This is a genomic window from Vibrio sp. Y58_MX_L22 (assembly GCF_024181865.1).
In the GTDB taxonomy this organism is placed as follows: Bacteria; Pseudomonadota; Gammaproteobacteria; order Enterobacterales; family Vibrionaceae; genus Vibrio; species Vibrio alginolyticus.
In genome coordinates this window covers 921,843-946,715 of record NZ_JAMZAN010000001.1, presented here as the reverse complement: position 1 = coordinate 946,715, position 24,873 = coordinate 921,843, and the positions used below count along the sequence as shown (strand labels likewise).

Below are 24,873 nucleotides of genomic sequence, written 5' to 3'. Positions count from 1 at the left end.
CACTTCCGCAACTTATTCTGTAGTTATCAAGGTAATTGGTAAAAACCTAAATAACGTTGTTTATGGTGGCTACGACGGGATTCGAACCTGTGACCCCATCATTATGAGTGATGTGCTCTAACCAGCTGAGCTACGTAGCCATCTTTTGGAGCGAGACAATATAAACCTTCACGCTCTCAGTGACAACCCCTTTTATAAAGGAATCGCACTTGAATAATGGCAGGTCTACCTGGATTCGAACCAGGGAATGGCGGCATCAAAAGCCGCTGCCTTACCGCTTGGCGATAGACCTGCAGGCAATAGTCACAATGACTATTTAAAATATGGTGCGGAAGGAGAGACTTGAACTCTCACACCTTGCGGCGCCAGAACCTAAATCTGGTGCGTCTACCAATTCCGCCACTTCCGCATCTATTTCTAACTGCTCTGATAAAAAGAACATTTAGGAATGGTGGCTACGACGGGATTCGAACCTGTGACCCCATCATTATGAGTGATGTGCTCTAACCAGCTGAGCTACGTAGCCAAAACCATATTTTTTGTTCTCAACGCTTTGTTGCCTTGTCGTTGGGAACGGCGCGCATTATGCGAAGTTGAGTGAGATCCGTCAACAGTTTTTTTTAATAAATTTCGGAAAAAACCTCGTTCGCTTCCTTTTTAAACAAAGAGGCGTGTTTATGATCTAAAACTGGAAATAAATTAGCTTGCAGTTGCGTAATTTATTTTTGTTCATTTACTTAAGGTATTAAAAAAGCCAGCTTAACAGCTGGCTTTTAGTGTAAATGAAGTGTTTAGAATTCATTCATTTAATTAAACATTGAAGCGGAAGTGTACAACATCACCATCTTTTACGATGTAGTCTTTACCTTCTAGACGCCATTTACCTGCGTCTTTTGCGCCATTTTCACCATTGAATTGGATGAAATCGTCGTAACCGACTACTTCTGCACGAATAAAGCCTTTCTCGAAGTCAGTGTGGATCTTACCTGCCGCCTGAGGCGCAGTTGCACCAACAGGGATTGTCCAAGCACGTACTTCTTTAACACCTGCTGTGAAGTAGGTGTGTAGAGTCAGTAGTTCGTAACCAGAGCGAATTACACGGTTCAGACCCGGCTCTTCGATCCCCATATCTGCTAGGAATTCTTCGCGATCTTCATCTTCTAGTTCAGATAGTTCAGATTCGATAGCTGCACATACAGGTACAACGACATTGTTTTCTTTTTCTGCGAACTCACGAACCGCATCTAGATATGGATTATTTTCGAAGCCATCTTCGTTTACGTTTGCAATGTACATAGTTGGCTTCAGTGTTAGGAAGTTTAGATAGCCGATTGCTGCTAACTCTTCTTTAGATAGCTCAACTGTGCGTGCCATGCCGCCTTCAGTTAGTACTGGTAACAGTTTTTCTAGTACGGTTAGTTCAAATTTTGCGTCTTTATCGCCGCCTTTTGCCTTCTTCGCGTTACGTTGAATCGCTCGCTCACAAGAATCTAGGTCAGCCATTGCAAGTTCAAGGTTGATCACTTCGATATCTTCAATGGGTGAAACTTTACCTGAAACATGAACAATGTTTTCGTTTTCAAAACAACGTACAACGTGGCCAATCGCGTCTGTTTCACGGATGTTAGCTAGGAATTTGTTACCTAAACCTTCACCACGTGATGCACCAGCAACAAGACCAGCGATGTCCACGAACTCCATCGTCGTTGGAAGAACTCTCTGTGGGTTAACGATCTTAGCTAGTGCGTCTAGACGTAGATCTGGCACAGGAACCACACCAGTGTTTGGTTCAATGGTACAGAACGGGAAGTTTGCTGCTTCGATACCCGCTTTAGTTAGTGCGTTGAACAGAGTTGATTTACCTACGTTAGGTAGACCAACGATGCCACATTTAAAACCCATGATAGTAACCTTATTCAGCTTTGAACGTGTGGAGGCGATTTTGTGCTTTAGATAGGCCATCCTTAATCAGGATATCTAGACAACGAACAGCCTCATCAGCTGCTGCATCTAAAAGCTCTTGCTCTTTAGCTGGCGCTTTACCTAATACAAAACCCGCCACTTTATCTTTGTGTCCCGGATGACCAATGCCAATACGAAGACGATAAAAATCTTTGTTATTGCCCAGTTTGCTAATGGTGTCACGCAGACCGTTGTGTCCACCGTGACCCCCACCTTTTTTAAACTTAGCGACACCTGGCGGTAAGTCTAGCTCGTCATGAGCAACCATGATCTCTTCAGGTTTAATTTGATAAAATTTCGCAAGCGCAGCGATCGATTTACCTGATAGATTCATGAAGGTGGTTGGGATAAGCAAACGGAGATCCTGGCCATTGACCATAATGCGTCCTGTTAGACCAAAAAACTTTGGTTCATTCTTCAGTGTAACGTTGTGAACGCGTGCTAATTCTTCTACAACCCAAGCGCCCGCATTGTGACGAGTTCTGGCGTATTCTGGTCCCGGATTAGCAAGACCAACAAGAAGTTTGATTGGTTGAGTCAAGGTTAGGATCTCTCTGGAATCTCAAAAAGCGCAGTATGATAGCACAGAATTCTCGCAGTGGGCGACCAAGGGATTTTCTGCCTATCGATACAAATAAAAAAACACCCCAAAGAGGGGTGCTTTTGAAATCAGTTTAACTGAAATGTTCGTATTAGTTGAACATTGCAGAGATTGACTCTTCGTTGCTGATACGACGAATCGCTTCAGCCAGCATGCGAGATAGGCTTAGTGTTGTCACTTTACCTGTTGCAGCCATCTCTTTAGACAGAGAGATAGAGTCAGTTACGATAACTTGGTCAAGAACTGAGTTCTTGATGTTATCCGCAGCGTTGCCTGAGAATACTGCGTGAGTAGCGTAAGCGAATACACGCTTGGCACCGCGCTCTTTTAGTGCTTCAGCTGCTTTACATAGTGTGCCACCTGTGTCGATCATGTCATCAACGATCACACAGTCACGACCTTCAACATCACCGATTAGGTTCATTACTTCAGAAACGTTTGCACGTGGACGACGCTTATCTACGATTGCGATGTCGATGTCGCCTAGTGCTTTTGCTGTTGCACGAGCACGAACAACGCCACCTAGGTCAGGAGATACCACTACAGGGTTATCTAGACCGCGAGCCTGCATATCTTCAAGTAGCACTGGCGTGCCGAAGATGTTGTCTACAGGTACATCGAAGAAGCCTTGAATTTGCTCTGCGTGTAGGTCGATAGTTAGAACGCGGTCAACACCAACGTTAGATAGGAAATCAGCAACAACTTTTGCAGTAATTGGCACACGCGCAGAACGTACACGACGGTCTTGGCGAGCGTAGCCGAAGTAAGGGATAACTGCAGTGATACGGCCTGCTGAAGCACGGCGCATTGCATCAATCATAACAACCAATTCCATTAGGTTGTCGTTAGTCGGTGCACAAGTGGATTGAATGATGAAAACATCGCTACCACGAACATTCTCATTGATTTGAACTGCAACTTCGCCATCAGAAAAGCGAGAAACAGATGCATCACCAAGAGAGATGTAAAGACGATCAGCAATACGTTGGGCTAGTTCAGGTGTTGCGTTACCAGCAAATAGCTTCATATCAGGCACGGTGGAAACCTCGGGTTTGCGTCCAGTTTAAATAGGTCGGTGTGAGGCTGATTGGTATTCAGCCAAAGTCTCTTTTAGTGGCGAAATATTGCGCCCTTGAGCGACAAATGCCGAGACTTTATCAGAGAGTTGTGCAAGGATAGTTTCTGCTTCAGATTTGCTCGAAAATTCAGCAAAAACGCAAGATCCTGTCCCCGTCAATCTTGACGGCGCGTATTGTAGCAGCCAAGAAAGTTGCTTATCAACCTCTGGGTAGAGCATTCGTACAATTTTTTCGCAATCGTTTACGCTTGGCGTATTTAAAAGTGTTTCTAGATCTCGTTTTGGGGTGTTTCGCGTTAGATCTGGATGACAAAAAACGTCGACGGTTGCGATAGATACATTCGGTCTGACGACTAAATACCACTTTTCTTCGGGATAAGCAGGAGAGAGTTTTTCACCAACACCTTCAGCAAAAGCTGCAAATCCGCGCACAAATACGGGCACGTCTGCGCCTAGTTTTAAACCTATTTCAGCCAGTTCGTCGTCAGTTAGGTTCAGTTGCCATAAGTAATTCAGTGCCACTAATGCTGTAGCTGCATTCGATGAGCCCCCACCAATGCCTCCACCCATAGGCAGCACTTTCTGTAGCTCAATATGCGCGCCAAAAGGGCAGTTTGAGTAAGTTTGAAGCGCGGTTGCTGCTTTCCAAATTAAATTGTCTTGAAGGGGCACACCTTCTATGTCTGGAGAAATCGTAATATCACCAGAATGGTTCGCTTGAATGGTGAGCTCATCGCCGTGATCGACGAATTGGAATAAGGTTTGTAACTCGTGGTAGCCATTCTCTGTACGGCCGTTGATATATAGAAAGAGATTCAATTTCGCTGGTGATGGCCAGCGTGTTGAAAGTTCAATCATTGGGTGATGTTCCATTTTGTGATCACTAGATTTATTTTGACATCAGCTGTGGTGAGTTTCAGCTTATTTGGCAGAGGGAGAGACTGTTCATGCCATTGAACGTCGCCATATCTTTGATAAGCAATACTCCAATCATTTAAACCAATTTGTTTGTTTAACGCTTGCAGTGTATTGGTTGGAGACAGTTGGAATTTGTCGGCATCGGTCGGTAGACCTAATAGCCAGTCAGGCATGTGTTCGACGGGCATCATCAACCCTGTAAGACGGTAAATCAGCTGGTTAGCACTGCGAGAAGAAAGGACCTGATCGTCGTAAGTTTCTACTGTGGCGCCTTGTGGGGTGATGGTGAGCTTTAATGCCGTTTGTCCGAGAATCGTTGTTAAACGCAACTGGCTTAGTGCTGAAGAATGTTTCCAGTAGAAGTTTAAATTTTGTCTTTGGTCTGGGCCAATATAACCAAGTTTCCCCGTTGCTTGAAAATCTTGGATGGTTTCGAGTCGCTGCTCATGAGCTTGCCATTCAACGCTGGTAACACTTTCAGGAACGGACGAACAACCAGCGAGCAGTAAGCTCGACAAGAAAAAAAGAATAAAGGAGCGTAACGTCATGTTTGATGGCTTATTAATCAGTTTCATCGGGAATCGCTCACAACTATAGCATTGAAAAGTCGCACTTAGGAAAACAAATCCGGCTTACCCTTTCAATAAATGCGTGCTTACAGTAAAATTCTGGACCTATTTTATAACCTATCCCAGAGATACCACGTTAGATGTCCTTGCTTGCTATTGGAATTAATCACAATACAGCGTCTGTCGACTTGCGAGAGAAGGTGGCGTTTGGTCCGGATAAACTCGGCCCTGCACTCGAGCAACTTAGAGAGCACGAAGCAGTTAACGGCAGTGTGATTGTTTCAACCTGTAACCGAACTGAGTTGTACTGCGATGTTAAGCAAGGAGCGCGAAACAAGTTGATCGATTGGCTTGCTCAATTTCATCAAGTGAGCCGCGAAGATTTAATGCCGAGTTTGTATGTTCATGAAGAACAAGCTGCAATAAAGCATTTGATGCGCGTATCGTGCGGTCTTGACTCTCTGGTGTTGGGTGAGCCTCAAATTTTGGGGCAGGTAAAGCAAGCATTTTCTGACTCGCGAGATCATCAAGCCGTCGATGCCTCGATTGATAAACTGTTTCAAAAGACGTTCTCAGTCGCCAAACGGGTAAGAACAGAGACAGATATTGGTGGTAATGCCGTGTCCGTGGCTTATGCGGCATGTACACTGGCAAAACATATTTTTGAGTCGTTATCAGATTCAACCGTGCTTTTGGTTGGTGCGGGTGAGACGATTGAATTGGTCGCGAAGCATTTAGCGTCCAACGGTTGCACAAAAATGATTGTCGCGAACCGCACTAAAGAGCGCGCGCAAGGCTTAGCGGACCAATTTGGCGCAGAAGTGATCAGTTTGAACGAAATTCCTGAACATTTGGCGAAAGCGGACATTGTGATTAGCTCAACGGCGAGCCCATTGCCTATTATTGGCAAAGGTATGGTCGAAACGGCTCTAAAGCAGCGCCGGCATCAACCTATCTTGTTGGTCGATATTGCGGTGCCGCGAGATGTAGAGTCGGAAGTCGGTGAACTGAACGACGCATATCTGTATTCTGTTGATGACTTGCAATCTATCATCGACAGCAACATTGAGCAGCGTAAAGTCGAAGCGATTCAAGCTGAAGCGATTGTTAGTGAAGAAAGCGCTGCATTTATGACATGGTTGCGTTCACTGCAAGCCGTCGATAGTATTCGCGACTATCGCAAATCAGCCAACGAAATTCGTGAAGAGTTACTGAGCAAAAGTTTGCAATCTTTAGCGGCAGGCGCAGATCCGGAGAAAGTGCTGCGCGAGCTGAGTAATAAACTCACCAACAAACTGATTCACGCTCCAACTCGCGCATTGCAAAGTGCAGCAGAGCAAGGCGAACCAGCAAAATTAACGATTATCCGCCAAACACTTGGCTTGGATGATCTATAACTCACGCTTTTTATTAAGAAAACGACACTATGAAAGCCTCTATTCTGACTAAGCTAGAAACGCTAGTAGAACGTTACGAAGAAGTTCAACATCTTCTTGGTGATCCTGATGTAATTGGAAATCAGGACAAATTCCGTGCTCTATCAAGAGAGTACTCTCAGCTAGAAGAAGTAACCAAGTGCTTCCAAGCTTATCAACAAGCACAAGAAGATCTTGTCGCCGCTGAAGAGATGGCAAACGAAGACGACGAAGAAATGCGTGAAATGGCGCAAGAAGAAATCAAAGAAGCGAAAGCGACGATTGAGCGTCTTACTGATGAGTTACAGATTCTTCTTCTGCCAAAAGATCCGAACGATGATCGTAACTGTTTCCTAGAAATTCGTGCAGGTGCGGGTGGCGACGAAGCGGGTATCTTCGCGGGTGATCTATTCCGTATGTACAGCAAGTACGCAGAAAAGCGTGGCTGGCGCATCGAAGTCATGTCTTCAAACGAGGCAGAGCACGGTGGTTACAAAGAGATGATCGCGAAAGTAAGCGGCGACGGTGCATACGGCGTGTTGAAATTTGAGTCAGGCGGTCACCGTGTACAGCGTGTTCCAGCAACAGAGTCTCAAGGCCGTGTGCATACTTCTGCTTGTACAGTAGCAGTAATGGCGGAAATCCCAGAAGCGGATCTGCCAGAAATCAAAGCAGCAGACCTGAAAATCGATACGTTCCGTGCATCTGGCGCGGGTGGTCAGCACGTTAACACCACGGATTCTGCAATCCGTATTACCCACTTACCAACGGGTACGGTAGTAGAGTGTCAGGATGAGCGTTCACAGCACAAGAACAAAGCGAAAGCAATGGCGGTTCTTGCTGCTCGTATCGTTCAAGCGGAAGAAGAGCGTCGTGCCGCAGAAGTGTCTGATACACGTCGTAACCTTCTAGGTTCTGGTGACCGTAGTGACCGTATTCGTACCTACAACTACCCACAAGGTCGTGTGTCTGATCACCGTATCAACCTGACCATCTATCGTTTGAACGAAGTGATGGAAGGTGACCTGCAGAGCTTGATTGATCCTGTGATTCAAGAGCACCAAGCAGACCAACTTGCGGCGCTCGCAGAGAACGGCTAATCGATGAGCCAAGTTCAATCGATTGAGCAAGCACTGAAAAGTGCGACGGCGAAACTGGCAGAAGGCGGCAAAGAGTCGCCTTCTCTCGATGCAGCTGTACTCCTTTGCCATGTCCTTGGCAAACCACGAACTTACCTGCTGACCTGGCCAGAAAAAGCATTAGAAGCAGAGCAAAAATCTCAGTTTGACGCTCTACTTGAACGACGTTTAACTGGTGAACCCGTCGCTTATATTATTGGTGAGCGAGAGTTTTGGTCTTTACCATTCAAAGTTTCTCCCTCTACCTTGATCCCAAGACCGGATACAGAACGTTTGGTCGAAGTTGCACTCGATAAGACCTACGAGCAGACTGGGCCTATTTTAGATCTTGGAACGGGGACGGGAGCTATCGCCATCGCGCTTGCATCTGAAATGCCAAAGCGTCAAGTGATGGGCGTAGACCTTAAGCAAGAAGCGAAAGCACTTGCAGAGTACAATGCTGAGCAGCTAAACATCAAAAATGTGACCTTTGCTCAAGGCAGTTGGTTTGAGCCTATTACAGAAGGTACGAAGTTTGCTTTAATTGTCTCCAACCCGCCATATATTGATGAAAAAGATCCACATTTATCCCAAGGCGATGTGCGCTTTGAGCCAAAATCTGCATTAGTTGCTAAAGAGAATGGCTTAGCTGATATTCGTCATATCTCGGATCTTGCTCGTCAGTATCTTGAAGTGGGCGGTTGGCTGGCATTTGAACATGGTTATGATCAAGGTGAGGCGGTGCGTGAGATAATGCGTGGCTTTGGTTACCAACAGGTCGCTACGGAAAAAGATTATGGCGGTAACGATCGAGTAACACTTGGTTGTCTGGCCAGTTAATCATGGAAGTCAGCAAACACTAACTAAAAAGAGAAGAAAAATGTACGTAGCTCTAAAACACATACACTTAGTGACGATCGCTCTCAGCGCGACGCTACTATCGATCCGATTCGTGTTAATGATGATGAACTCACCGAAGCGAAATAATCGCTTTTTGAAAGTGTTTCCCCACATCGTTGATACTGCATTGCTAGTGTCAGGTATCGCGCTTATTTTCATTACGGGTTTCATCCCGTTTACCGATGCCGCACCGTGGTTAACAAACAAAATCACCTGTGTACTGGCGTACATTGCGCTTGGATTCTTCTCATTGAAACTTGCGAAAAACAACCTACTGAAGATATTTGGCTTTTTCGGCGCATTAGGTTGGTTGGTCATGGCTGCAAACATTGCTGTGTCTAAGAGCCCTACGTTATTTGGATAAGACGTCATGTTAGAGTTTTTTGACGAAGATTTTGACAATATACCGTTGGTGGAAGGTGCGCTTGAGCTAAACAAAGCGATTAACCCAGAAACCAAAGTACATTGGGCGAAACAAGAGTTAGAGCGTCTTTACAAAGATGCAGAAGCCACGCTTGTTCATGAAACCGATGAAGAGCAACGATTTGATGCATTCCTACGACTGTTTTTCCATGAGTGGGGATTCAAAGGCGACGAGCAGGAATACTTTATTTCGGACAACAGCTTCATCGATAAAGTGTTGGAGCGCAGAAAAGGTATTCCTGTGAGCTTAGGTTCGATTTTGTTATACCTAGGCAAAAAGCTGGGGTTCCCGTTGAAGGGAGTTACTTTCCCTACTCAGTTCCTGTTAAAAGTCGACTGGATGCATAAGAAGCCAGACTACATCAACCCATTTAATGGTGAGTATGTAGGTGAAAGGATTCTTCAAGCTTGGCTTATTGGCCAAGAAGGACCGCTAGCTCAGCTAAAGCCTGAACATTTTGAGGAAGCTGACAACCCAACAATTATTGGTCGCTGGTTGGCGTTGATTAAAAGTGCGATGTTGCGCGAAGAGCATTATACGCTGGCATTACGTTGTACGAATCTTGCTCTAACGTTTGTGCCAGATGATCCATACGAAATTCGTGACCGTGGTTTTATTTTCCAACAGCTAGAGTGCCCTCAAGTAGCGGTATCAGATTTTCAGTACTTTATTGACCAATGCCCTGACGATCCGGCTTCCGAGCTACTAAAATCACAAGTTAATGTGATGAGTGAAACGCACGTCACACTTCACTAATTTTATCGATGTGCCGAACTGTGGCGTATCGTGGACAGAAAAAGAGAATCAAAATGGAACAGAAAATCGTTAATATCGGCGACATTCAGGTTGCTAACGACAAGCCATTCACCCTATTTGCAGGTATGAACGTTCTTGAGTCTCGTGATCTTGCGATGCAGATCTGTGAGCACTACGTAAAAGTAACGGAAAAACTTGGTATTCCTTACGTATTTAAGGCGTCGTTTGACAAAGCAAACCGCAGTTCTGTTCATTCATACCGTGGTCCAGGTCTGGAAGAAGGCATGAAAATCTTTCAGGAGCTGAAAGACACTTTTGGTGTAAAGATCATCACGGACGTTCACACTGAAGCGCAAGCTCAACCTGTCGCTGACGTGGTAGACGTTATTCAGCTTCCTGCATTCCTAGCTCGTCAAACTGACCTTGTTGAAGCTATGGCCAAAACAGGTGCGGTTATAAACGTGAAGAAACCTCAATTTATGAGCCCTGGTCAAGTGGGTAACATCGTTGAGAAGTTCGCAGAATGCGGTAACGACAAGATCATCCTATGTGAGCGCGGTTCTTGCCACGGTTACGATAACCTAGTTGTAGATATGCTTGGTTTTGGTGTGATGAAAAATGCTTCAAAAGGTAGTCCAATCATCTTTGACGTAACGCACTCACTACAAATGCGTGACCCATCAGGCGCAGCATCTGGCGGCCGTCGTGAGCAGACAGTTGAGCTTGCAAAAGCGGGTCTAGCGACAGGCATCGCAGGTCTATTTATCGAAGCGCACCCAAACCCAGACCAAGCGCGTTGTGATGGCCCATCTGCACTGCCTCTAGACAAGTTAGAGCCATTCTTAGCACAAATGAAATCGCTTGATGATCTAATCAAGAGCTTTGCAGATATCGATATCAAGTAAACGCCAGATGACTGGTGGTAACAAATACTATAGCCAACCGAGTGTTGGCTATTTTTTTATCTGAAAAACTGTAAATTCTCAAACTTGTTACTGATGAATTTGTTATTGCTAAACAATGCATCATAATTATTAAATCAATGTGTTAGGGTGCACGTGGTTTTCAAATAGATCGAATGCTTAAAATGTGCGTCAGTAATCCCAATAAGAAAAAGGTAAATAAATGAATCAGCGTCTGATGATCAAAACTGTTTTGAGTGCCGCTATCTTGGCCTCGTTAGCTGGGTGTGCTACGCAACCTGCACCAGAATGGAATGCCGATACAACCTATAAATTGACCGTGTTGCACACTAACGATCATCATGGTCGCTTTTGGCAAAATCGATACGGTGAATATGGCATGGCGGCGCGTAAAACGTTAATCGATGATTTGCGCGAAGAAATACAGGCTGAGGGGGGCAGCGTGTTACTGCTTTCTGGTGGTGACATCAACACAGGAGTACCTGAGTCTGATTTACAAGATGCCGAGCCGGATTTTAAAGGCATGAGCAAAATTGGTTACGATGCGATGGCTCTAGGTAATCATGAGTTTGATAATCCATTGGACGTGCTATTCAAGCAGCAAGAGTGGGCAAACTTTCCGATGTTGTCTGCCAATATTTACGATAAAAATACTGGCAAGCGTTTATTCCAACCATACGCGATGTTTAACAAGCAGGGCATTAAAATTGCGGTCATTGGTCTTACAACCGAAGACACAGCGAAACTTGGCAACCCTGAGTTCATTGAACAAATTGACTTCCGTGACCCAAAAGAAGAAGCCAAGAAGTTGATTGCAGAACTGAAAGAGACAGAGTATCCAGATCTGATTTTTGCTGTCACGCATATGGGACACTATGAAAATGGTAATAGAGGCATCAATGCTCCTGGCGATGTGGCGTTAGCTCGTTATTTGAATGACGGCGATCTCGACATGATCGTTGGAGGACACTCACAAGAACCTGTGTGCATGGAAGGTCCAAACGTTATCAAAAAGAACTTTAAACCAGGTGATGAATGTCAGCCCGATAAACAAAATGGTACCTTTATTGTTCAGGCACATGAGTGGGGGAAATATGTGGGACGCGCCGATTACGAGTTTCGTAATGGCGAACTCTCGATGGTGAGCTACGATCTAATCCCTGTAAACTTGAAAAAGAAAATTAAAGTTGATGGTCAGTCGCAACGAGTCTTGATCCAAGATGAGATTAAACAAGACGAAATGATGCTTGAGTTTCTTCGTCCTTATCAAGAAAAAGGTCAGGGCAAGCTAAACGTGAAGATTGCAGAATCTAACGGTAAGCTTGAGGGTGACCGCAATGTGGTTCGTTACCAGCAAACAAACTTAGGTCGATTAATTGCAACGGCTCACATGGAACGTGCGAAAGCAGATTTTGCTGTAATGAATTCTGGTGGTGTTCGAGATTCGATTGCTGCGGGTGATATTACTTATAAAGACGTGCTCACTGTTCAGCCATTTGGCAATATGGTTTCTTACGTTGATATGACGGGTAAAGAGGTATTAGATTATCTAAATGTCGTTGCAACTAAGCCTGTTGACTCTGGTGCTTATGCACAGTTTGCCGGCATTGCGATGAGTATCAATAATGGTGAGGTAACCAATGTGTTTATTGGTAATAAGCAACTTCGCTTAGATGGTAATTACCGCTTTACAGTACCAAGCTATAATGCTGCTGGTGGAGATGGTTACCCTAAAATCGACGATCATCCAGGGTATGTAAATACAGGTTTTACCGATGCTGAGGTTCTGAAGGATTATTTAGAAACACACAGCCCTATTGATGTTAATGAGTATGCCCCTTCAGGTGAAATCACGTATTTAGTTGATACGGCGATTGATCAGTAACCCAACAGAGAAAAAGCGATTGACTCAAACTCGCTGATATCATTAACTAAAAGCGCAGATCCAATTCAGTCTGCGCTTTTTGTTTTTATGAGGAGAATCTTGATGACTCCGGCCATTAATCTTGCGAAAAAGAAAAAAATTCCACACACCATCCATCAATATGAGCACGATCCTAGAGCCGATAGTTATGGTTTAGAAGCTGCTGAAGTGCTAGGACAGGATCCGAAAACAGTATTTAAAACCTTGTTGTTCTGCTTGAACGGGGAGCCAAAGAACCTTGCGGTTGCGATTATCCCTGTTGATCAAAAGCTGAACCTAAAACTGGCGGCGAAAGCAGCGAAGGGCAAAAAGGCCGATATGGCTGATCCGGAAATCGCGCAAAAGACCACAGGTTATGTCGTTGGTGGAATTAGCCCACTAGGGCAGAAGAAAGCCTTACCTACTTTTTTGCACGAAAGCGCAGTAGAGCAAGACACAATCTGTGTGAGTGCTGGTAAACGTGGTTTAGAAATTGAGTTAGCCCCGAGAGATTTGCTGAGCTTAACTCGCGGTCAGTTTGCACCTCTTTGTTTGTAAACTCATGACAAATAAAAAGGACGCTCATGAGCGTCCTTTTTTGATCTTGCCTGTCAGTGAAGCGTTACTTCTTCAGACTCAATGTACCACCAGTGCGTTTAGCTGGTTTACTTGGTTTCGCGGCATTTGGGTTCATGTAATGCTGCTTGGGCTTACTCGGTGATTGAGGCTTGTTTGCTGAATGCGTATTGCTCGATGCATCTGGTTTACGGTGTGATTTACTATGCTCGCCTTGCGGTCTGCTGCGTTCACCTTGTGGTTTCGCTTTGTAATGTTCTTTAGCTGGACGTCCGCCTTCATCATCACGCTGACGACGCTTTTGTTGACCTTTTTTCGAGTTTGGTGCATGACGGAATTCATCAGCATTGTTACCGCGGAAAGTTCGTGTCTTCTGGTTACGACGAGCAGTAGAATCTTGGTTTTCTTCTCGGCTATCAAACAGCTTCGCGTCGGTCGCTTTACGAATGTTGCGACCTCTAGAGTCTGTTTTTGATGCTTCTTCTGTACCTACCGAGCCTTCACACATTGCTAGGATCTCTGCCACTTCTTCGTCACTTAGATAACGCCATTTCCCATTCGGAATACCATCAAGAGAGATATTCATGATGCGTACGCGACGCAGCTTGAATACTTCATAGCCCAGCGCTTCACACATACGACGGATCTGACGGTTAAGTCCTTGAGTTAGCACAATACGGAAAGAGAATTTAGTCTCTTTTGTTACCTTGCAAGGTAGGGTGACTGTGTCGAGAATCTTAACGCCACTCGACATCTGTTTGAGAAACTCGCCTGTAATTGGCTTGTCCACGCGTACGACGTACTCTTTTTCGTGGCTGTTGCCTGCGCGAAGGATTTTGTTCACGATGTCGCCATCGTTGGTCAAAAAGATCAGACCATCAGAGGGTTTGTCTAAGCGGCCGATCGGAAAGATACGTTTTTGGTGGCCGATGAAATCAACGATGTTTCCAGGGACGTCTCTCTCAGTTGTACAGGTGATGCCTGTTGGTTTATTGAGAGCGATATAAATCGGCTTCTCTTTTGCTGCCACTGGCTTACCATCCACACAAACATCATCACCAGGTAGCACTTTTGTCCCCATTTCAGGTTTGTTGCCATTAATGGTGACACGGCCTTGCTCAATCAGTCTGTCTGCTTCACGGCGTGAGCAAAACCCCGTTTCACTGATGAATTTATTTAATCGTTTAGCGTTGTCTTGTGACATTTTTGTCTCCTAACGTTTCACAACGGCGAATGAAGCTCCCTTCCTCTAAGGGGAAGGAAGAATAAGGGCGGGCATTCTAGCATTAGGGTGAAATTTAGCCTAACCGTTTTTGGTGACGTTCGCGGGTTTCTAATTTCTTTTCCGCACTTTTTCTAAGTAGGACGTAAACGGCTCCAGTTCCACCGTGAAAGCGTTGCGCACTATGGATGCATTGGACTTCCTTTATTTGTCGTAGCCAACTGCTAACAAAGCTTTTCATCATTGCAGGTGGATTTGAGCGTTCTCCTCGGCCGTGGACAATAACGACCGTTCGTATGTCCATTGATAGGCACTGTTTTAAAAACTTTACGACTTCATCACGTGCTTCTTTCAATGTTTTACGGTGCAAATCCAAGCGAGCTTGGATTGGATACTTACCAAGGCGAAGTTTGCGGTAAACCCCGTCCTGTACACCATCACGTTTGAACTCAACAAAGTCCTCTGGCTTGAGCATTTCAGCGTGATCAAGTGATAGGTATTCTGGGTCATCTTCCGTTAACCAGATTGCTGCTTCGCGTTTTGCGAGCTGTGCTTCTGTTACTTGGTGTACTTTTTTGTGTTCGGTGGTGTCTTGAGTGATTGGCTTTACATCGCCCATCATCTGTTGAAATAGATCAAAATCGTCGTCGTGAGACATAGCAGTAATCTCATTAAGAACAGGGAAGAATAATAGGATTATATCAATGAGTGGTGCATTGAGATCAAATAAAAAACCGGAGTAGGCAAGTAACCGACTCCGGTGCAAAGCGTTTCTAGAGCTAAGCGAGATCTAGTGAGGAGATTTGTCGTTCATGATCTTGTATATGAAGAAACCGCCGTAAAATAACATCAGACCAATTGCCCCAAAAATTACTATCATTGACGATAGACCCACTGCATTACCAAATAGGAGATCAAGCCAAAAGTCCATACGTTTCCTCCAAGATGTTCCCGACAGGAATAAACTAAATGGCGGTGTCTTGTTGCACACTGATCTGGATCAATTATGTTGCTAAGGTTAATAAACTGTATTTTGTTGTGAGTTATCAGTCACATTTTACGTGCTAGTGTTCAGTTATTCATCAAACGAATTAAGACCTAAGGTTTTTTTGTAAAAAGCACTTGCGCCACAGTTCAGAATCCGTAATATACGCACTCGTTGACGGGGACAATTCCTCAGTTAAACATATCGGTGAATAGCGCAGCTTGGTAGCGCATCTGGTTTGGGACCAGAGGGTCGGGGGTTCGAATCCCTCTTCACCGACCATATTGAGAAAAAGGCTCTACAGAAATGTAGAGCCTTTTTCGTATTTGGTGATATTTATTTGGAACCAGAGGATCGGGGTCTGGAATGCCAGGCCTCTGGAAGCTCGGTCGCGTCGAATCCCTACTTCACCGACCACTTTTAGAAAGCCTGCTCAATGAGCAGGCTTTCGTCGTTTTTAGCGCTAGTAATTTTAGACTTCAATAGTATCGAATCAAATTGGGGTTCGCCTGATGTTCGAATATGGCACTTCACCGACACGTATTGAGAGGAAGGCTCTACAGAAATGTAGGGCCTTTTCATTTTTTAGAGTGAGTAAATTTATTACTTGATGTCACACGAGATAGTATTGATAGGAGTTTCAGAAGTAGTGAAGCAGACATAAGCGGTCTTTGGGTGATTTGGACCAATCTTGACGTAACCCGCTTTTAAATCGTCTTCATCAAACGTTACTGAGTGAGATTTGCTTGTATTTCCATCATAGTAAACCGCTTCAAAGCCTTGGTTCATCATATGTGCAACGCGATTTCGAGTGTGGGCTGTTGAAAACGTGATGTTCGCGCAACGCATCATTGGTTTTTCGGTAATAAGAAATTGACCACTCTCTTTATCTAAAACACCGCCTTTTACTTCCGGAGTTATATCAATAGCTTGAAAAGCTTCTACGTTGCATGGCGGTTTAGCATAAGACAGCGAAGAAGTGAGCATAATTCCAATCGTGTATAGGAATAAATATTTAAATTTCATATGAGTTGTTTTGTATCCACTTAGCTTAACGGCGATTTATAAGAAAGTTTGAATGAATTTTAAATGGTTGTATTTAAATAATTGTATTTAAATGGCATTTTTCAAACAATCACTAGATATCACAATTTGCTTGGCGCGTCTTACCCAGTGGTTTGATGTTAAAACCCCGATTTTTAAGCAGTTCAATCAGGTTATCTTTACCTACTAAATGCAAGCCACCAACAACAACGGTGTAACGACCCGCTTGCTGAGGTAGAACACTGCCAGTGTCGAGTTTTTTAGCCCAATCTCGATTACGCTCGTATAAAAAGGCTTGGTTAAACTCTTCTGTTGTATGATCGGTCAAAGAGGCTTCGACCAACATGCTACCATCACCGCTCTTCCAACTCTCTATCAAGCATTGAACCAACTCTTCTCCGCCATCATATTCTTCAATTGACGAGAGAAGTATCTCTTTACCGCCTTCTGATTGACCTGCGATTAAATCGATTTGGAATTGCACGGACTCTAGTGAAATGACCGGGATTTGCTTTTTATCAGCGAGTCCTATTAAGTGCATGTCGACCCCTTTATCAGAGACATACCCCAGTTTGTTGACTAAAGCGAGTTGGATGGTGAATGCAGCCATCCAAGGTGGGGAATTTAGGAGTTGAGTTTCTGGCAAACCTAAATCTTGGGCAATTTCAATTAAGTGGCGACGTTGAGCTCTGTCTAAAACATCTTTAGAAAGAATGGTTGTTTGTGGGTAAACCAAGCCTTCAGAATTCCTGACGTCTGCTTCAATAATCAACCCTGCGCTTTGGCTTAAGTGCTGGATGACCGTTCTAGGGAGTGGGTACATCGTTTTATCCCCCACATGTACCGAGCCAATAATCATAAGTTCGGTTTCCCCTTTTTTCGCTAACCAATGCTGTGGCTCTGCATAAGAGGAAAAAGGAGTCAAAGTAACAAGTAGAGATGATATGAGCGTCAAGAGACGAAACATAGAGTGGCCCTCAGATAAGATACCTTTAAACTTTATACGCAAAATAGCGTGAGGTTAAGTGCAATTTCTCCAGTGGTGTATTCGACAAAATCGTCATTTCTAAAAATATTGACGAGTTTTGACGACGAATAAATGAGAGTCACTTCACGAAAGGTAAATAGGTAATTCGCTTACTAATGGTTCACAAAATAATTAGGCGTGATCCAAATCTTACAAAATCAGTCGTAACTCATGAATATAAGTGACCTAGATCGCAGCAAACTCGTCAAAACAAGTTGTTCGATTTTGACGTGTATTGTAACTCCATGAAAATTAGGTTTTTATTGTTTTTGCTGAGTGTCATTTTTTGAACTGGATCACTTCCTATTTCTATTTATTTTACGCTTAGAAATAACAGGTTGTATGTTGAATGTAACGGTTAGGTACCTCGCATTTGAGGGGCCGAGATTTTTATCATTGTCGTTTTGAACCACTGACTTTTTTGGGGAAGTAAGATGTTTAAACCTAGTCTGATTGCTGTTTCTGTTATCACTACATTAGCAGGTTGCTCTGCGCTGAAAAGCTCTGAACAACAAGTTGTAAATTCGTTGGCTAATAATCTTGATATTCAATACCAAGTGTTGACTAACCACGGTGCAAACGAAGGTCTTGCTTGTCAGGACTTAGGGGCTGAGTGGGCGTCTTGTAACAAGGTAAACATGACGCTGGTTAACCAAGGTGAAGCGGTTGACTCAAAAGATTGGGCTATTTACTTCCACAGCATTCGTCTGATTCTGGATGTTGAAAACGAACAGTTCAAAATCTCTCGCGTAACGGGTGATCTACACAAACTAGAACCAACAGATAAGTTTGATGGGTTTGCTGCGGGTGAAGAGGTTGTGCTTCCTCTTGTTGCTGAATACTGGCAGCTATTTGAAACTGACTTCATGCCAGGCGCTTTCGTTGCTGCACCAAATGCAGAGCCTAAGATGATCGCTTCTCTTAACACAGAAGACGTTGCATCTTTCGTGACTGGCCTTGAGGGTAACAACCTAAAACGTACGCCAGATGACAACAACGTATTTGCGAGCGCTGTGTCTCGTTTCGAGAAGAACGAAGATCTAGCAAAACAAGACGTATCAACCACGTTACTACCAACGCCAATGTCTGTTGAAGCAGGTAAAGGTACGGTAGATATCGCGGCGGGTATTGCGCTGCCTAAAGACGCATTCGATGCGACTCAATACGCAGCAATTCAAGGTCGTGCAGAAGTGGTAGGTGTGGATGTTCGTGGTGATCTTCCTGTAAGCATCACTGTTGTTCCTGCAGACTTCACCGGTGAATTGGCAAAATCTGGTGCTTACGAAATGAGCATCAAAGGCGACGGTATTGCGATTAAAGCGTTTGACCAAACAGGTGCTTTCTACGCAGTACAATCTATCTTTGGCCTGGTAGATAGCCAAAATGCTGATTCTCTACCACAACTGTCTATTAAAGATGCGCCGCGTTTTGATTACCGTGGTGTGATGGTGGACGTGGCTCGTAACTTCCACTCTAAAGACGCGATTCTTGCAACGCTTGACCAAATGGCCGCGTACAAGATGAACAAACTACACCTTCACCTAACGGATGATGAAGGCTGGCGTTTAGAAATCCCGGGTCTGCCAGAGCTGACTGAAGTGGGTGCTAACCGTTGTTTCGATTTGGAAGAGAAAAGCTGTTTACTGCCTCAGCTTGGCTCAGGTGCAACGACAGACAACTTTGGTTCTGGCTTCTTCAGCAAAGCAGACTACGTGGACATCTTGAAGTACGCGAAAGCGCGTAACATCGAAGTGATTCCTGAAATCGATATGCCAGCACACGCTCGTGCAGCAGTGGTATCAATGGAAGCACGTTACGACCGTCTAATGGAAGAAGGTAAAGAAGCAGAAGCGAACGAGTATCGCCTGATGGATCCTCAAGATACATCGAACGTAACGACGGTTCAGTTCTACAACAAGCAAAGCTTCATCAACCCATGTATGGAATCTTCAACTCGCTTTGTTGATAAAGTGATTTCAGAAGTAGCAGCAATGCACCAAGAAGCGGGCACGCCGCTAACAACATGGCACTTTGGTGGTGACGAAGCGAAGAACATCAAGCTAGGCGCTGGTCTGCAAGACATCAACGCAGAAGACAAAGTAAGCTGGAAGGGTAACATTGATTTGTCTAAGCAAGACAAGCCATTCGCACAGTCACCACAATGTCAGGCGTTAATTGCAGACGGTACGGTAAGCGATTTTGCTCATCTACCAAGCCACTTTGCAGAAGAAGTGTCGAAGATGGTGGCAGAGAAAGGCATTCCAAACTTCCAAGCTTGGCAAGATGGCCTTAAGTACAGTGAAGGTGAGAAAGCGTTCGCAACAGAAAACACGCGTGTTAACTTCTGGGACGTTCTTTACTGGGGTGGCACATCATCAGTGTACGAATGGTCTAAGAAAGGTTACGACGTTATCGTTTCTAACCCAGACTACGTATACATGGACATGCCGTACGAAGTTGACCCGAAAGAGCGTGGTTACTACTGGGCGACGCGTGCAACAGATACTCGTAAGATGTTTGGTTTTGCACCAGAGAACATGCCTCAGAACGCAGAAACCTCTGTAGACCGCGATGGTAACGGCTTCACTGGTAAAGGTGAAATCGAAGCGAAACCTTTCTATGGTCTATCAGCACAGCTGTGGTCTGAGACAGTACGTAACGACGAGCAATACGAGTACATGGTATTCCCTCGCGTACTAGCAGCCGCTGAGCGTGCATGGCACCGTGCTGATTGGGAAAACGACTACAAAGTGGGTGTTGAATACTCGCAAAACTCTAACCTAGTAGACAAAGTCGCGCTAAACCAAGACTACAACCGCTTTGCGAACGTACTTGGCCAACGTGAACTGGCTAAGCTAGAAAAATCAGGTATCGACTACCGCCTGCCTGTACCAGGTGCGAAAGTAGAAGATGGCAAGCTAGCAATGAACGTTCAGTTCCCAGGGGTGACGCTTCAATACTCTCTAGACGGCAAGAACTGGCTAACTTACGCAGATAATGCTCGTCCAAATGTGAAAGGTGAAGTGTTTATCCGTTCCGTGTCAGCAACCGGTGAGAAAGCAAGTCGAGTGACCAGTGTGAAATAACTCAATTCTTGTAAGTTAATTTTTTGGCAAAGCCTCAACATCATGTTGGGGCTTTCTTTATTTTTTAAGGAAATTAAGCGTGATCGATGTCTAATTATTTTTCATTGATAAATAAGTTTTGGGTTGTAATGGTCAAGGTTATTGTGAACTGGATCGACTTAATCTGCTAAATATCAATAAATTATCTGTTTACGATCACACTTCTATTTTTTGAATAATTTTATAAAAATACGATAAGTGCCTGTATTTTCCATGTTTTTATCAGGGTTGTTGAGCGTCGGTTTGAACAAGATCACTTTTTAAAATGTTTTATTTTCCATCGCGAATTAATTGAAACAATATTGCGAACGCCAAGGAGGCACATTCCAAAGTTTGCGATAAAAGGGAAGAGATGCCCTCTAAAACTATCGCATAACGTGAATAAATAAAGGCAGTAATTATGAAAAACATTTTTGCACTGAGTGCTCTTTCTCTCGCTTTCGCTTCTAGCGCTTTTGCTGGTTCTTCTTACGTAACAGGTAATGTTCAATTCCACGATGATGGTCGAATTCATGGTTCGGACGTTACGTCTACACTGGAAGCTGGTCATACTTTTGATAACCAATTCGGCGGCTTTACGGTTTACACCGAATTTGATGGTATTCAGTTGGGTAAACTGGAAACAGAAAACGGTGGCGCAGGTAACACAACACCAGCAATCACTGTGGGTGGTGAGCAGTCATTTAATATTACCGATCATTTATGGGTTGCCGCTGGTTACCAACACCTGTTCTCTGCTGGCGAGAATGTACAGTACCGTCCATTGGTTAAGATCGGTTACAACTTCGATAACGGCATCTCCTTAAGTAACCGTACTCGTGCGCACATTGATGCGACAGACGCAGATGCGGATACAGATTACCGCATGGACAACCGCATCGGTTACGTGATGAATGAGGATGTGACGCTAAGCTACAACAACGTCTACATGATTGAAGCGGAAACCATGGACCACGAGCTTCGTGCAACGTGGACTCGTAAAGGTGTTCAACCTTACTTTGAGTTCCGTAGTCAAGCACACGGTGCAGAAAACGCGAGTGGTGACAGCCTAGTGAATAACGCTTTTGTATTTGGTGCTTCTTACGGCTTCTAATTTTATATTTGTCTTAACTGTCCATTAAGAAAAAGCCCAGCGGTTTGTCTCGCTGGGCTTTGTTTTTATTTGCCGTTGCCTTCGTGGTGGCTATATTCGAACACTTGTCCTTTTTCGTTAAAGGCGTAAACGGTGTAGCTGTCTTTTTTGTCGCCATATTCCATACCAGGGGAGCCCATTGGCATGCCCGGTACTGATAGGCCTTTTGCGTTACGTGGTGGATTTTTCAAAAACGCTTTAATGTCTTCGGCTGGAATGTGACCTTCAAACAGATAGCCGTTGATCTCTGCCGTGTGGCAAGAGTAAAGCTGTTCATTCTTGATGCCTAGATCGCGTTTGATGGCGTTCATGTCATCGTGCAATTTTTCTTCGACCGTAAAGCCGTTCTCTTCCATGTGTTTTGTCCATTCTCCACAACAGCCACAGTATGGCGATTTGTGGTTTATAACACCGGCTGCCAATACGTTGGCGGACACGGTCGCAAGCATTGCAAAGGTCAATAGTTTCAACTTCATAATACCCTCAAAAAGAAGTGGTTACTTTACTGAAAACAGTCGTAGTCGATTTGCATTACTAACGACAGTAATTGAAGACAGTGCCATTGCCGCTCCTGCGACAACAGGACTGAGCAAAAATCCAAACGCTGGGTAAAGCACGCCAGCGGCAACTGGAATACCCAACGAGTTGTAAACAAAGGCACCAAATAGGTTTTGCTTCATGTTTTTAAGTGTAGCGCGAGAGAGTTCAATCGCATGTACTACCGCCATTGGTGACGTGTTCAGGATGGTCATTTGCGAACTTTCAATGGCGACATCACTGCCGCTACCCATGGCAATACCTAGGTTGGATAACGCGAGAGCAGGGGCGTCGTTAATGCCATCCCCCACCATTGCCACGACATGTCCTTGAGATTGAAGTTGCTCAATGTGCTGAGCTTTCTCATCTGGCATTACTTGGGCAATCACTTCATCAATACCAAGTTCTTGGCCGATAGCATTGGCAACGTGTTGGTTATCGCCTGTCAGCATTACCGTTTTGATGCCTTGCGATTTTAATGCAGAGAGCGCTTGTTTCGCATCTGATTTGATCGGGTCGGCAATGGCGAGCAGACCGATCAGTTCGCCGTTCAATGCCACAGCTACCGGAGTCCACGCATTTTTTGCGCATTCATCGATGGCAGATTTTAGTGCGCTAGTCTCGACGTTCTCTGCTTGCATAAATTGAAGCGAACCAATGAGCAGCGGTTTATCTTGATACGTCGCCAAAATGCCGCGCCCGCGAACGTTCTCAAACTTGTCTAATGAGACATCCTTTGCGTCGTGTCGTTTGGCGTAATCACATACCGCTTTTGCCAGTGGGTGCTCAGACTGACGCTCTGCCGCATACGCTAAAGCCAATAGATCTTCTTGGCTGGTGGCGTGAGTAAACACTTGCTGAACGCTAGGTTTACCTTGGGTAAGCGTGCCAGTTTTGTCGAATACAACCGTGTCGACTTTGCTTGCCAATTGCAGGGCGTCGGCGTCTTTGATCAGAATGCCGAGCTCTGCGGCTTTACCCACTCCCACCGTGACAGAAAGTGGGGTTGCTAAGCCTAGAGCGCAAGGGCAGGCGATGATCAGGACGGTTGTGGTGACCACCAGCATATAACTCGCTTTTGGCTCTGGGCCAACGGCAAACCAAACGAGCGCGGCCAGTATTGCTATGCCAACAACGACAGGGACAAACACCGATGAAATCTGGTCTGCCAGTTTCGCGATGGCTGGCTTACTGCTTTGCGCTGTGCGCACCATGCGGATGATACGAGCCAGCATGGTATTTGCGCCAATGCCCGTTGCCTCAATGACTAATCCACCATCGGTATTTAATGTCCCGGCAGACACTTGAGCCTCTTGTGCTTTTAACACTGGTACTGGTTCACCAGTGAGCATCGACTCATCAATGTATGATTCACCTTGAATCACAACACCATCAACAGGCACTTTCTCGCCTGGTTTGATACGCAGCTTCATGCCTAGCGTGATTTGCTCAACCGTTATTTGTTGATCGCCTTGTTCCGTGATTACCGTAGCTTGCTGAGGTTGCAGGTTAATCAGAGCTTGCAATGAGCGTGTTGTGTTTGCTTTGGCTTTTGCTTCTATATAGTGACCAAGAGAAATTAAGCCGATGATCATTGCACTCGCTTCAAAGTACACGTGGCGTGAAGCAAGAGGGAACCAGTCTGGGAAAATCACCACAAGCATCGAATAGAACCACGCTGCGCCAGTACCGAGCGCGACTAACGTGTCCATGGTGGCTCGCTTGTGAGTAGCCGCTAACCAAGCGTTACTGAAGAAGTGTTTCCCTGCTGTGGCAAGAAGGAGTAAACATACGATACCGATCGCGCCCCAAGCTAATTGGTCGTTGGTGCTGCGAATCATCATATTGCCGCCAGCAACGCCCCAAATCATTAAAGGGGCACCGACGACAAGGCCAGCAATAGCATCCAGTTTGAAGCGTTTTTGCTGCTGACGTTGTTGCTGTGCTTGCTTTTCTTGCTGGGTTGCGGCGTCTTGTAGGATCTCTGCTTGGTAACCGGCTTGTTTTACCGATTCAACAATTGCGTTAAGGAGGTCATCAGAGTCTTGGCTTGCGAATACTAGTGCGCTTTGTTCTGCAAGGTTGACCTGTGCTTTCTCAACGCCTTCTACGTTAGTAAGTGCTTTCTCTACTGAAGAGACGCAACTCGCACACGTCATGCCTTGAATCAGCATTTGCAATTGAATACTCGCTGGTGGCACCTGCGTATCTTTAATATTGCTTTGCTTTTCTACCTGTTCGGTCTCTGGTGAGCTTTCGTTCTCTACTTCAACAGAATCAAGGTTGGCGGTATAGCCGAGTGTTGCTATTAAGTCGATCACTTGTTGCTCGGAGAGGAGGGTACGAATCTCTAAGTGCGTTGTTGAAGCCTCAAAAGAAATAACGTCTTGATTAGATTCTAATAAAGATGAAAGTTTTTTGACGCAACCGCCACAGCTTAAGCCTGAAAGGTTTAGCTCGTAGTGATTTCCTGCTTGGTAACCAAGAGATTCAATCGACGAGACGAGCTCTTTAAGAGAAGACTCGGTTTTGACCTCTACTTGCGTCGGGGACAAATTGAGGATCTCCACATCGTGATTCGCATGTAAAGCATTCTCAACTTTTCTCGCACAGCCCATGCAGTTGAGCCCTGATAAAGGTATAACTAACTGATACATA

The 24,873-nt window shown here is 44.9% G+C and carries 22 protein-coding genes and 5 tRNA genes; 11 read left to right on the top strand and 16 right to left on the bottom strand.

What is annotated here, in order from left to right; translation table 11 throughout:
* Nucleotides 1–63: 63 nt before the first annotated feature.
* The 9 genes from NL626_RS04120 to lolB form a co-directional block, all read right to left on the bottom strand.
* A tRNA-Met gene (locus NL626_RS04120) sits at nucleotides 64–140 on the bottom strand.
* A gap of 77 nt (nucleotides 141–217) precedes the next feature.
* Nucleotides 218–292: transfer RNA gene (locus tag NL626_RS04115), tRNA-Gln, on the bottom strand.
* Between the two features lie 32 nt (nucleotides 293–324).
* Nucleotides 325–409: transfer RNA gene (locus tag NL626_RS04110), tRNA-Leu, on the bottom strand.
* A gap of 40 nt (nucleotides 410–449) precedes the next feature.
* A tRNA-Met gene (locus NL626_RS04105) sits at nucleotides 450–526 on the bottom strand.
* Between the two features lie 284 nt (nucleotides 527–810).
* Nucleotides 811–1,902 carry a redox-regulated ATPase YchF gene (gene ychF / locus NL626_RS04100; RefSeq protein ID WP_005393178.1) on the bottom strand — a complete coding sequence of 364 codons (1,092 nt, stop codon included), beginning with the start codon at nucleotides 1,900–1,902 and terminating at the stop codon, nucleotides 811–813.
* A gap of 10 nt (nucleotides 1,903–1,912) precedes the next feature.
* A complete protein-coding gene (pth, locus tag NL626_RS04095; protein ID WP_042524127.1) occupies nucleotides 1,913–2,503 on the bottom strand; it encodes an aminoacyl-tRNA hydrolase in 591 nt (196 codons plus the stop codon).
* Between the two features lie 151 nt (nucleotides 2,504–2,654).
* Nucleotides 2,655–3,599 (bottom strand): ribose-phosphate pyrophosphokinase, encoded by a 945-nt coding sequence (locus tag NL626_RS04090; protein WP_005393176.1) that lies wholly within the window; start codon nucleotides 3,597–3,599, stop codon nucleotides 2,655–2,657.
* A gap of 27 nt (nucleotides 3,600–3,626) precedes the next feature.
* Nucleotides 3,627–4,499: a 4-(cytidine 5'-diphospho)-2-C-methyl-D-erythritol kinase gene (ispE, locus tag NL626_RS04085; RefSeq protein ID WP_021034139.1), complete on the bottom strand. Its 873-nt coding sequence runs from the start codon at nucleotides 4,497–4,499 to the stop codon at nucleotides 3,627–3,629.
* Nucleotides 4,496–5,134 (bottom strand): lipoprotein insertase outer membrane protein LolB, encoded by a 639-nt coding sequence (lolB, locus tag NL626_RS04080; protein WP_085570134.1) that lies wholly within the window; start codon nucleotides 5,132–5,134, stop codon nucleotides 4,496–4,498. Before lolB ends, ispE begins: the two co-directional genes overlap by 4 nt.
* A 134-nt stretch (nucleotides 5,135–5,268) precedes the next feature.
* Between lolB and hemA the strand changes: the two genes are divergently transcribed.
* From hemA to ybaK, 8 genes are all read left to right on the top strand, one after another.
* On the top strand, nucleotides 5,269–6,525 hold the full coding sequence (hemA, locus tag NL626_RS04075; RefSeq protein ID WP_005384104.1) for a glutamyl-tRNA reductase: 1,257 nt from the start codon (nucleotides 5,269–5,271) through the stop codon (nucleotides 6,523–6,525).
* A 29-nt stretch (nucleotides 6,526–6,554) separates the two neighbouring features.
* Nucleotides 6,555–7,643, top strand: coding sequence for a peptide chain release factor 1 (gene prfA, locus NL626_RS04070; protein ID WP_005382222.1), 1,089 nt, complete (start codon nucleotides 6,555–6,557; stop codon nucleotides 7,641–7,643).
* Nucleotides 7,644–7,646: 3 nt separating this feature from the next.
* A complete protein-coding gene (gene prmC / locus NL626_RS04065; protein WP_017634841.1) occupies nucleotides 7,647–8,501 on the top strand; it encodes a peptide chain release factor N(5)-glutamine methyltransferase in 855 nt (284 codons plus the stop codon).
* A 40-nt stretch (nucleotides 8,502–8,541) separates the two neighbouring features.
* Nucleotides 8,542–8,925, top strand: a complete 384-nt coding sequence (locus NL626_RS04060) for a SirB2 family protein (protein ID WP_005382225.1) — start codon at nucleotides 8,542–8,544, stop codon at nucleotides 8,923–8,925.
* A 6-nt stretch (nucleotides 8,926–8,931) separates the two neighbouring features.
* Entirely contained in the window at nucleotides 8,932–9,741 is an 810-nt protein-coding gene (locus NL626_RS04055) for a SirB1 family protein (protein ID WP_005384098.1), read from the top strand.
* A gap of 53 nt (nucleotides 9,742–9,794) precedes the next feature.
* A complete protein-coding gene (gene kdsA / locus NL626_RS04050) occupies nucleotides 9,795–10,646 on the top strand; it encodes a 3-deoxy-8-phosphooctulonate synthase (RefSeq protein ID WP_005384095.1) in 852 nt (283 codons plus the stop codon).
* A 220-nt stretch (nucleotides 10,647–10,866) separates the two neighbouring features.
* A complete protein-coding gene (ushA, locus tag NL626_RS04045; protein ID WP_253657015.1) occupies nucleotides 10,867–12,549 on the top strand; it encodes a bifunctional UDP-sugar hydrolase/5'-nucleotidase UshA in 1,683 nt (560 codons plus the stop codon).
* 102 nt (nucleotides 12,550–12,651) lie between these two features.
* Nucleotides 12,652–13,125 (top strand): Cys-tRNA(Pro) deacylase, encoded by a 474-nt coding sequence (gene ybaK / locus NL626_RS04040; RefSeq protein WP_154204786.1) that lies wholly within the window; start codon nucleotides 12,652–12,654, stop codon nucleotides 13,123–13,125.
* 64 nt (nucleotides 13,126–13,189) lie between these two features.
* Here ybaK and rluF read toward each other — a convergent pair whose 3' ends face one another.
* From rluF to NL626_RS04025, 3 genes are all read right to left on the bottom strand, one after another.
* The gene (rluF, locus tag NL626_RS04035) at nucleotides 13,190–14,347 is read right to left on the bottom strand and encodes a 23S rRNA pseudouridine(2604) synthase RluF (RefSeq protein WP_213901876.1); all 1,158 of its coding nucleotides are present in this window, start codon (nucleotides 14,345–14,347) and stop codon (nucleotides 13,190–13,192) included.
* A gap of 94 nt (nucleotides 14,348–14,441) precedes the next feature.
* Entirely contained in the window at nucleotides 14,442–15,023 is a 582-nt protein-coding gene (gene smrA, locus NL626_RS04030; RefSeq protein ID WP_213894378.1) for a DNA endonuclease SmrA, read from the bottom strand.
* Nucleotides 15,024–15,155: 132 nt separating this feature from the next.
* Complete coding sequence (locus NL626_RS04025) at nucleotides 15,156–15,296, bottom strand: DUF3149 domain-containing protein (protein WP_005382236.1); 141 nt, start codon at nucleotides 15,294–15,296, stop codon at nucleotides 15,156–15,158.
* 259 nt (nucleotides 15,297–15,555) lie between these two features.
* Here NL626_RS04025 and NL626_RS04020 point away from each other — a divergent pair.
* A tRNA-Pro gene (locus NL626_RS04020) sits at nucleotides 15,556–15,632 on the top strand.
* 321 nt (nucleotides 15,633–15,953) lie between these two features.
* Here NL626_RS04020 and NL626_RS04015 read toward each other — a convergent pair.
* Together NL626_RS04015 and NL626_RS04010 are read right to left on the bottom strand one after the other, a co-directional pair.
* Nucleotides 15,954–16,376, bottom strand: coding sequence for a hypothetical protein (locus tag NL626_RS04015; protein ID WP_005382000.1), 423 nt, complete (start codon nucleotides 16,374–16,376; stop codon nucleotides 15,954–15,956).
* 112 nt (nucleotides 16,377–16,488) lie between these two features.
* On the bottom strand, nucleotides 16,489–17,361 hold the full coding sequence (locus NL626_RS04010) for a TraB/GumN family protein (protein ID WP_253657014.1): 873 nt from the start codon (nucleotides 17,359–17,361) through the stop codon (nucleotides 16,489–16,491).
* Nucleotides 17,362–17,855: 494 nt separating this feature from the next.
* On the opposite strand from NL626_RS04010, the gene NL626_RS04005 reads away from it, so the two are divergent.
* Together NL626_RS04005 and NL626_RS04000 are read left to right on the top strand one after the other, a co-directional pair.
* Nucleotides 17,856–20,507, top strand: coding sequence for a beta-N-acetylhexosaminidase (locus tag NL626_RS04005; RefSeq protein WP_253657013.1), 2,652 nt, complete (start codon nucleotides 17,856–17,858; stop codon nucleotides 20,505–20,507).
* 439 nt (nucleotides 20,508–20,946) lie between these two features.
* Entirely contained in the window at nucleotides 20,947–21,639 is a 693-nt protein-coding gene (locus NL626_RS04000) for an oligogalacturonate-specific porin KdgM family protein (protein WP_005382004.1), read from the top strand.
* Nucleotides 21,640–21,704: 65 nt separating this feature from the next.
* Here the strand turns inward: NL626_RS04000 and NL626_RS03995 are convergent, their stop codons facing one another.
* A complete protein-coding gene (locus NL626_RS03995) occupies nucleotides 21,705–22,154 on the bottom strand; it encodes a DUF411 domain-containing protein (RefSeq protein ID WP_104975943.1) in 450 nt (149 codons plus the stop codon).
* Nucleotides 22,155–22,175: 21 nt separating this feature from the next.
* Complete coding sequence (locus tag NL626_RS03990; RefSeq protein ID WP_213973555.1) at nucleotides 22,176–24,872, bottom strand: copper-translocating P-type ATPase; 2,697 nt, start codon at nucleotides 24,870–24,872, stop codon at nucleotides 22,176–22,178.
* Nucleotide 24,873 lies beyond the last annotated feature (1 nt).

What these genes read in the sequence shown, in the direction of transcription:
- ybaK (WP_154204786.1), top strand. Translation starts at nt 12,652, where the DNA reads ATGACTCCGGCCATTAATCTTGCGAAAAAGAAAAAAATTCCACACACC.
- prmC (WP_017634841.1), top strand. Translation starts at nt 7,647, where the DNA reads ATGAGCCAAGTTCAATCGATTGAGCAAGCACTGAAAAGTGCGACGGCG.
- kdsA (WP_005384095.1), top strand. Translation starts at nt 9,795, where the DNA reads ATGGAACAGAAAATCGTTAATATCGGCGACATTCAGGTTGCTAACGAC.
- NL626_RS04060 (WP_005382225.1), top strand. Translation starts at nt 8,542, where the DNA reads ATGTACGTAGCTCTAAAACACATACACTTAGTGACGATCGCTCTCAGC.
- ushA (WP_253657015.1), top strand. Translation starts at nt 10,867, where the DNA reads ATGAATCAGCGTCTGATGATCAAAACTGTTTTGAGTGCCGCTATCTTG.
- smrA (WP_213894378.1), bottom strand. Translation starts at nt 15,023, where the DNA reads ATGTCTCACGACGACGATTTTGATCTATTTCAACAGATGATGGGCGAT.
- NL626_RS04015 (WP_005382000.1), bottom strand. Translation starts at nt 16,376, where the DNA reads ATGAAATTTAAATATTTATTCCTATACACGATTGGAATTATGCTCACT.
- rluF (WP_213901876.1), bottom strand. Translation starts at nt 14,347, where the DNA reads ATGTCACAAGACAACGCTAAACGATTAAATAAATTCATCAGTGAAACG.
- NL626_RS04005 (WP_253657013.1), top strand. Translation starts at nt 17,856, where the DNA reads ATGTTTAAACCTAGTCTGATTGCTGTTTCTGTTATCACTACATTAGCA.
- ispE (WP_021034139.1), bottom strand. Translation starts at nt 4,499, where the DNA reads ATGATTGAACTTTCAACACGCTGGCCATCACCAGCGAAATTGAATCTC.
- NL626_RS04000 (WP_005382004.1), top strand. Translation starts at nt 20,947, where the DNA reads ATGAAAAACATTTTTGCACTGAGTGCTCTTTCTCTCGCTTTCGCTTCT.
- NL626_RS03995 (WP_104975943.1), bottom strand. Translation starts at nt 22,154, where the DNA reads ATGAAGTTGAAACTATTGACCTTTGCAATGCTTGCGACCGTGTCCGCC.
- NL626_RS04010 (WP_253657014.1), bottom strand. Translation starts at nt 17,361, where the DNA reads ATGTTTCGTCTCTTGACGCTCATATCATCTCTACTTGTTACTTTGACT.
- lolB (WP_085570134.1), bottom strand. Translation starts at nt 5,134, where the DNA reads ATGAAACTGATTAATAAGCCATCAAACATGACGTTACGCTCCTTTATT.
- NL626_RS04025 (WP_005382236.1), bottom strand. Translation starts at nt 15,296, where the DNA reads ATGGACTTTTGGCTTGATCTCCTATTTGGTAATGCAGTGGGTCTATCG.
- NL626_RS03990 (WP_213973555.1), bottom strand. Translation starts at nt 24,872, where the DNA reads ATGTATCAGTTAGTTATACCTTTATCAGGGCTCAACTGCATGGGCTGT.
- hemA (WP_005384104.1), top strand. Translation starts at nt 5,269, where the DNA reads ATGTCCTTGCTTGCTATTGGAATTAATCACAATACAGCGTCTGTCGAC.
- NL626_RS04055 (WP_005384098.1), top strand. Translation starts at nt 8,932, where the DNA reads ATGTTAGAGTTTTTTGACGAAGATTTTGACAATATACCGTTGGTGGAA.
- prfA (WP_005382222.1), top strand. Translation starts at nt 6,555, where the DNA reads ATGAAAGCCTCTATTCTGACTAAGCTAGAAACGCTAGTAGAACGTTAC.
- ychF (WP_005393178.1), bottom strand. Translation starts at nt 1,902, where the DNA reads ATGGGTTTTAAATGTGGCATCGTTGGTCTACCTAACGTAGGTAAATCA.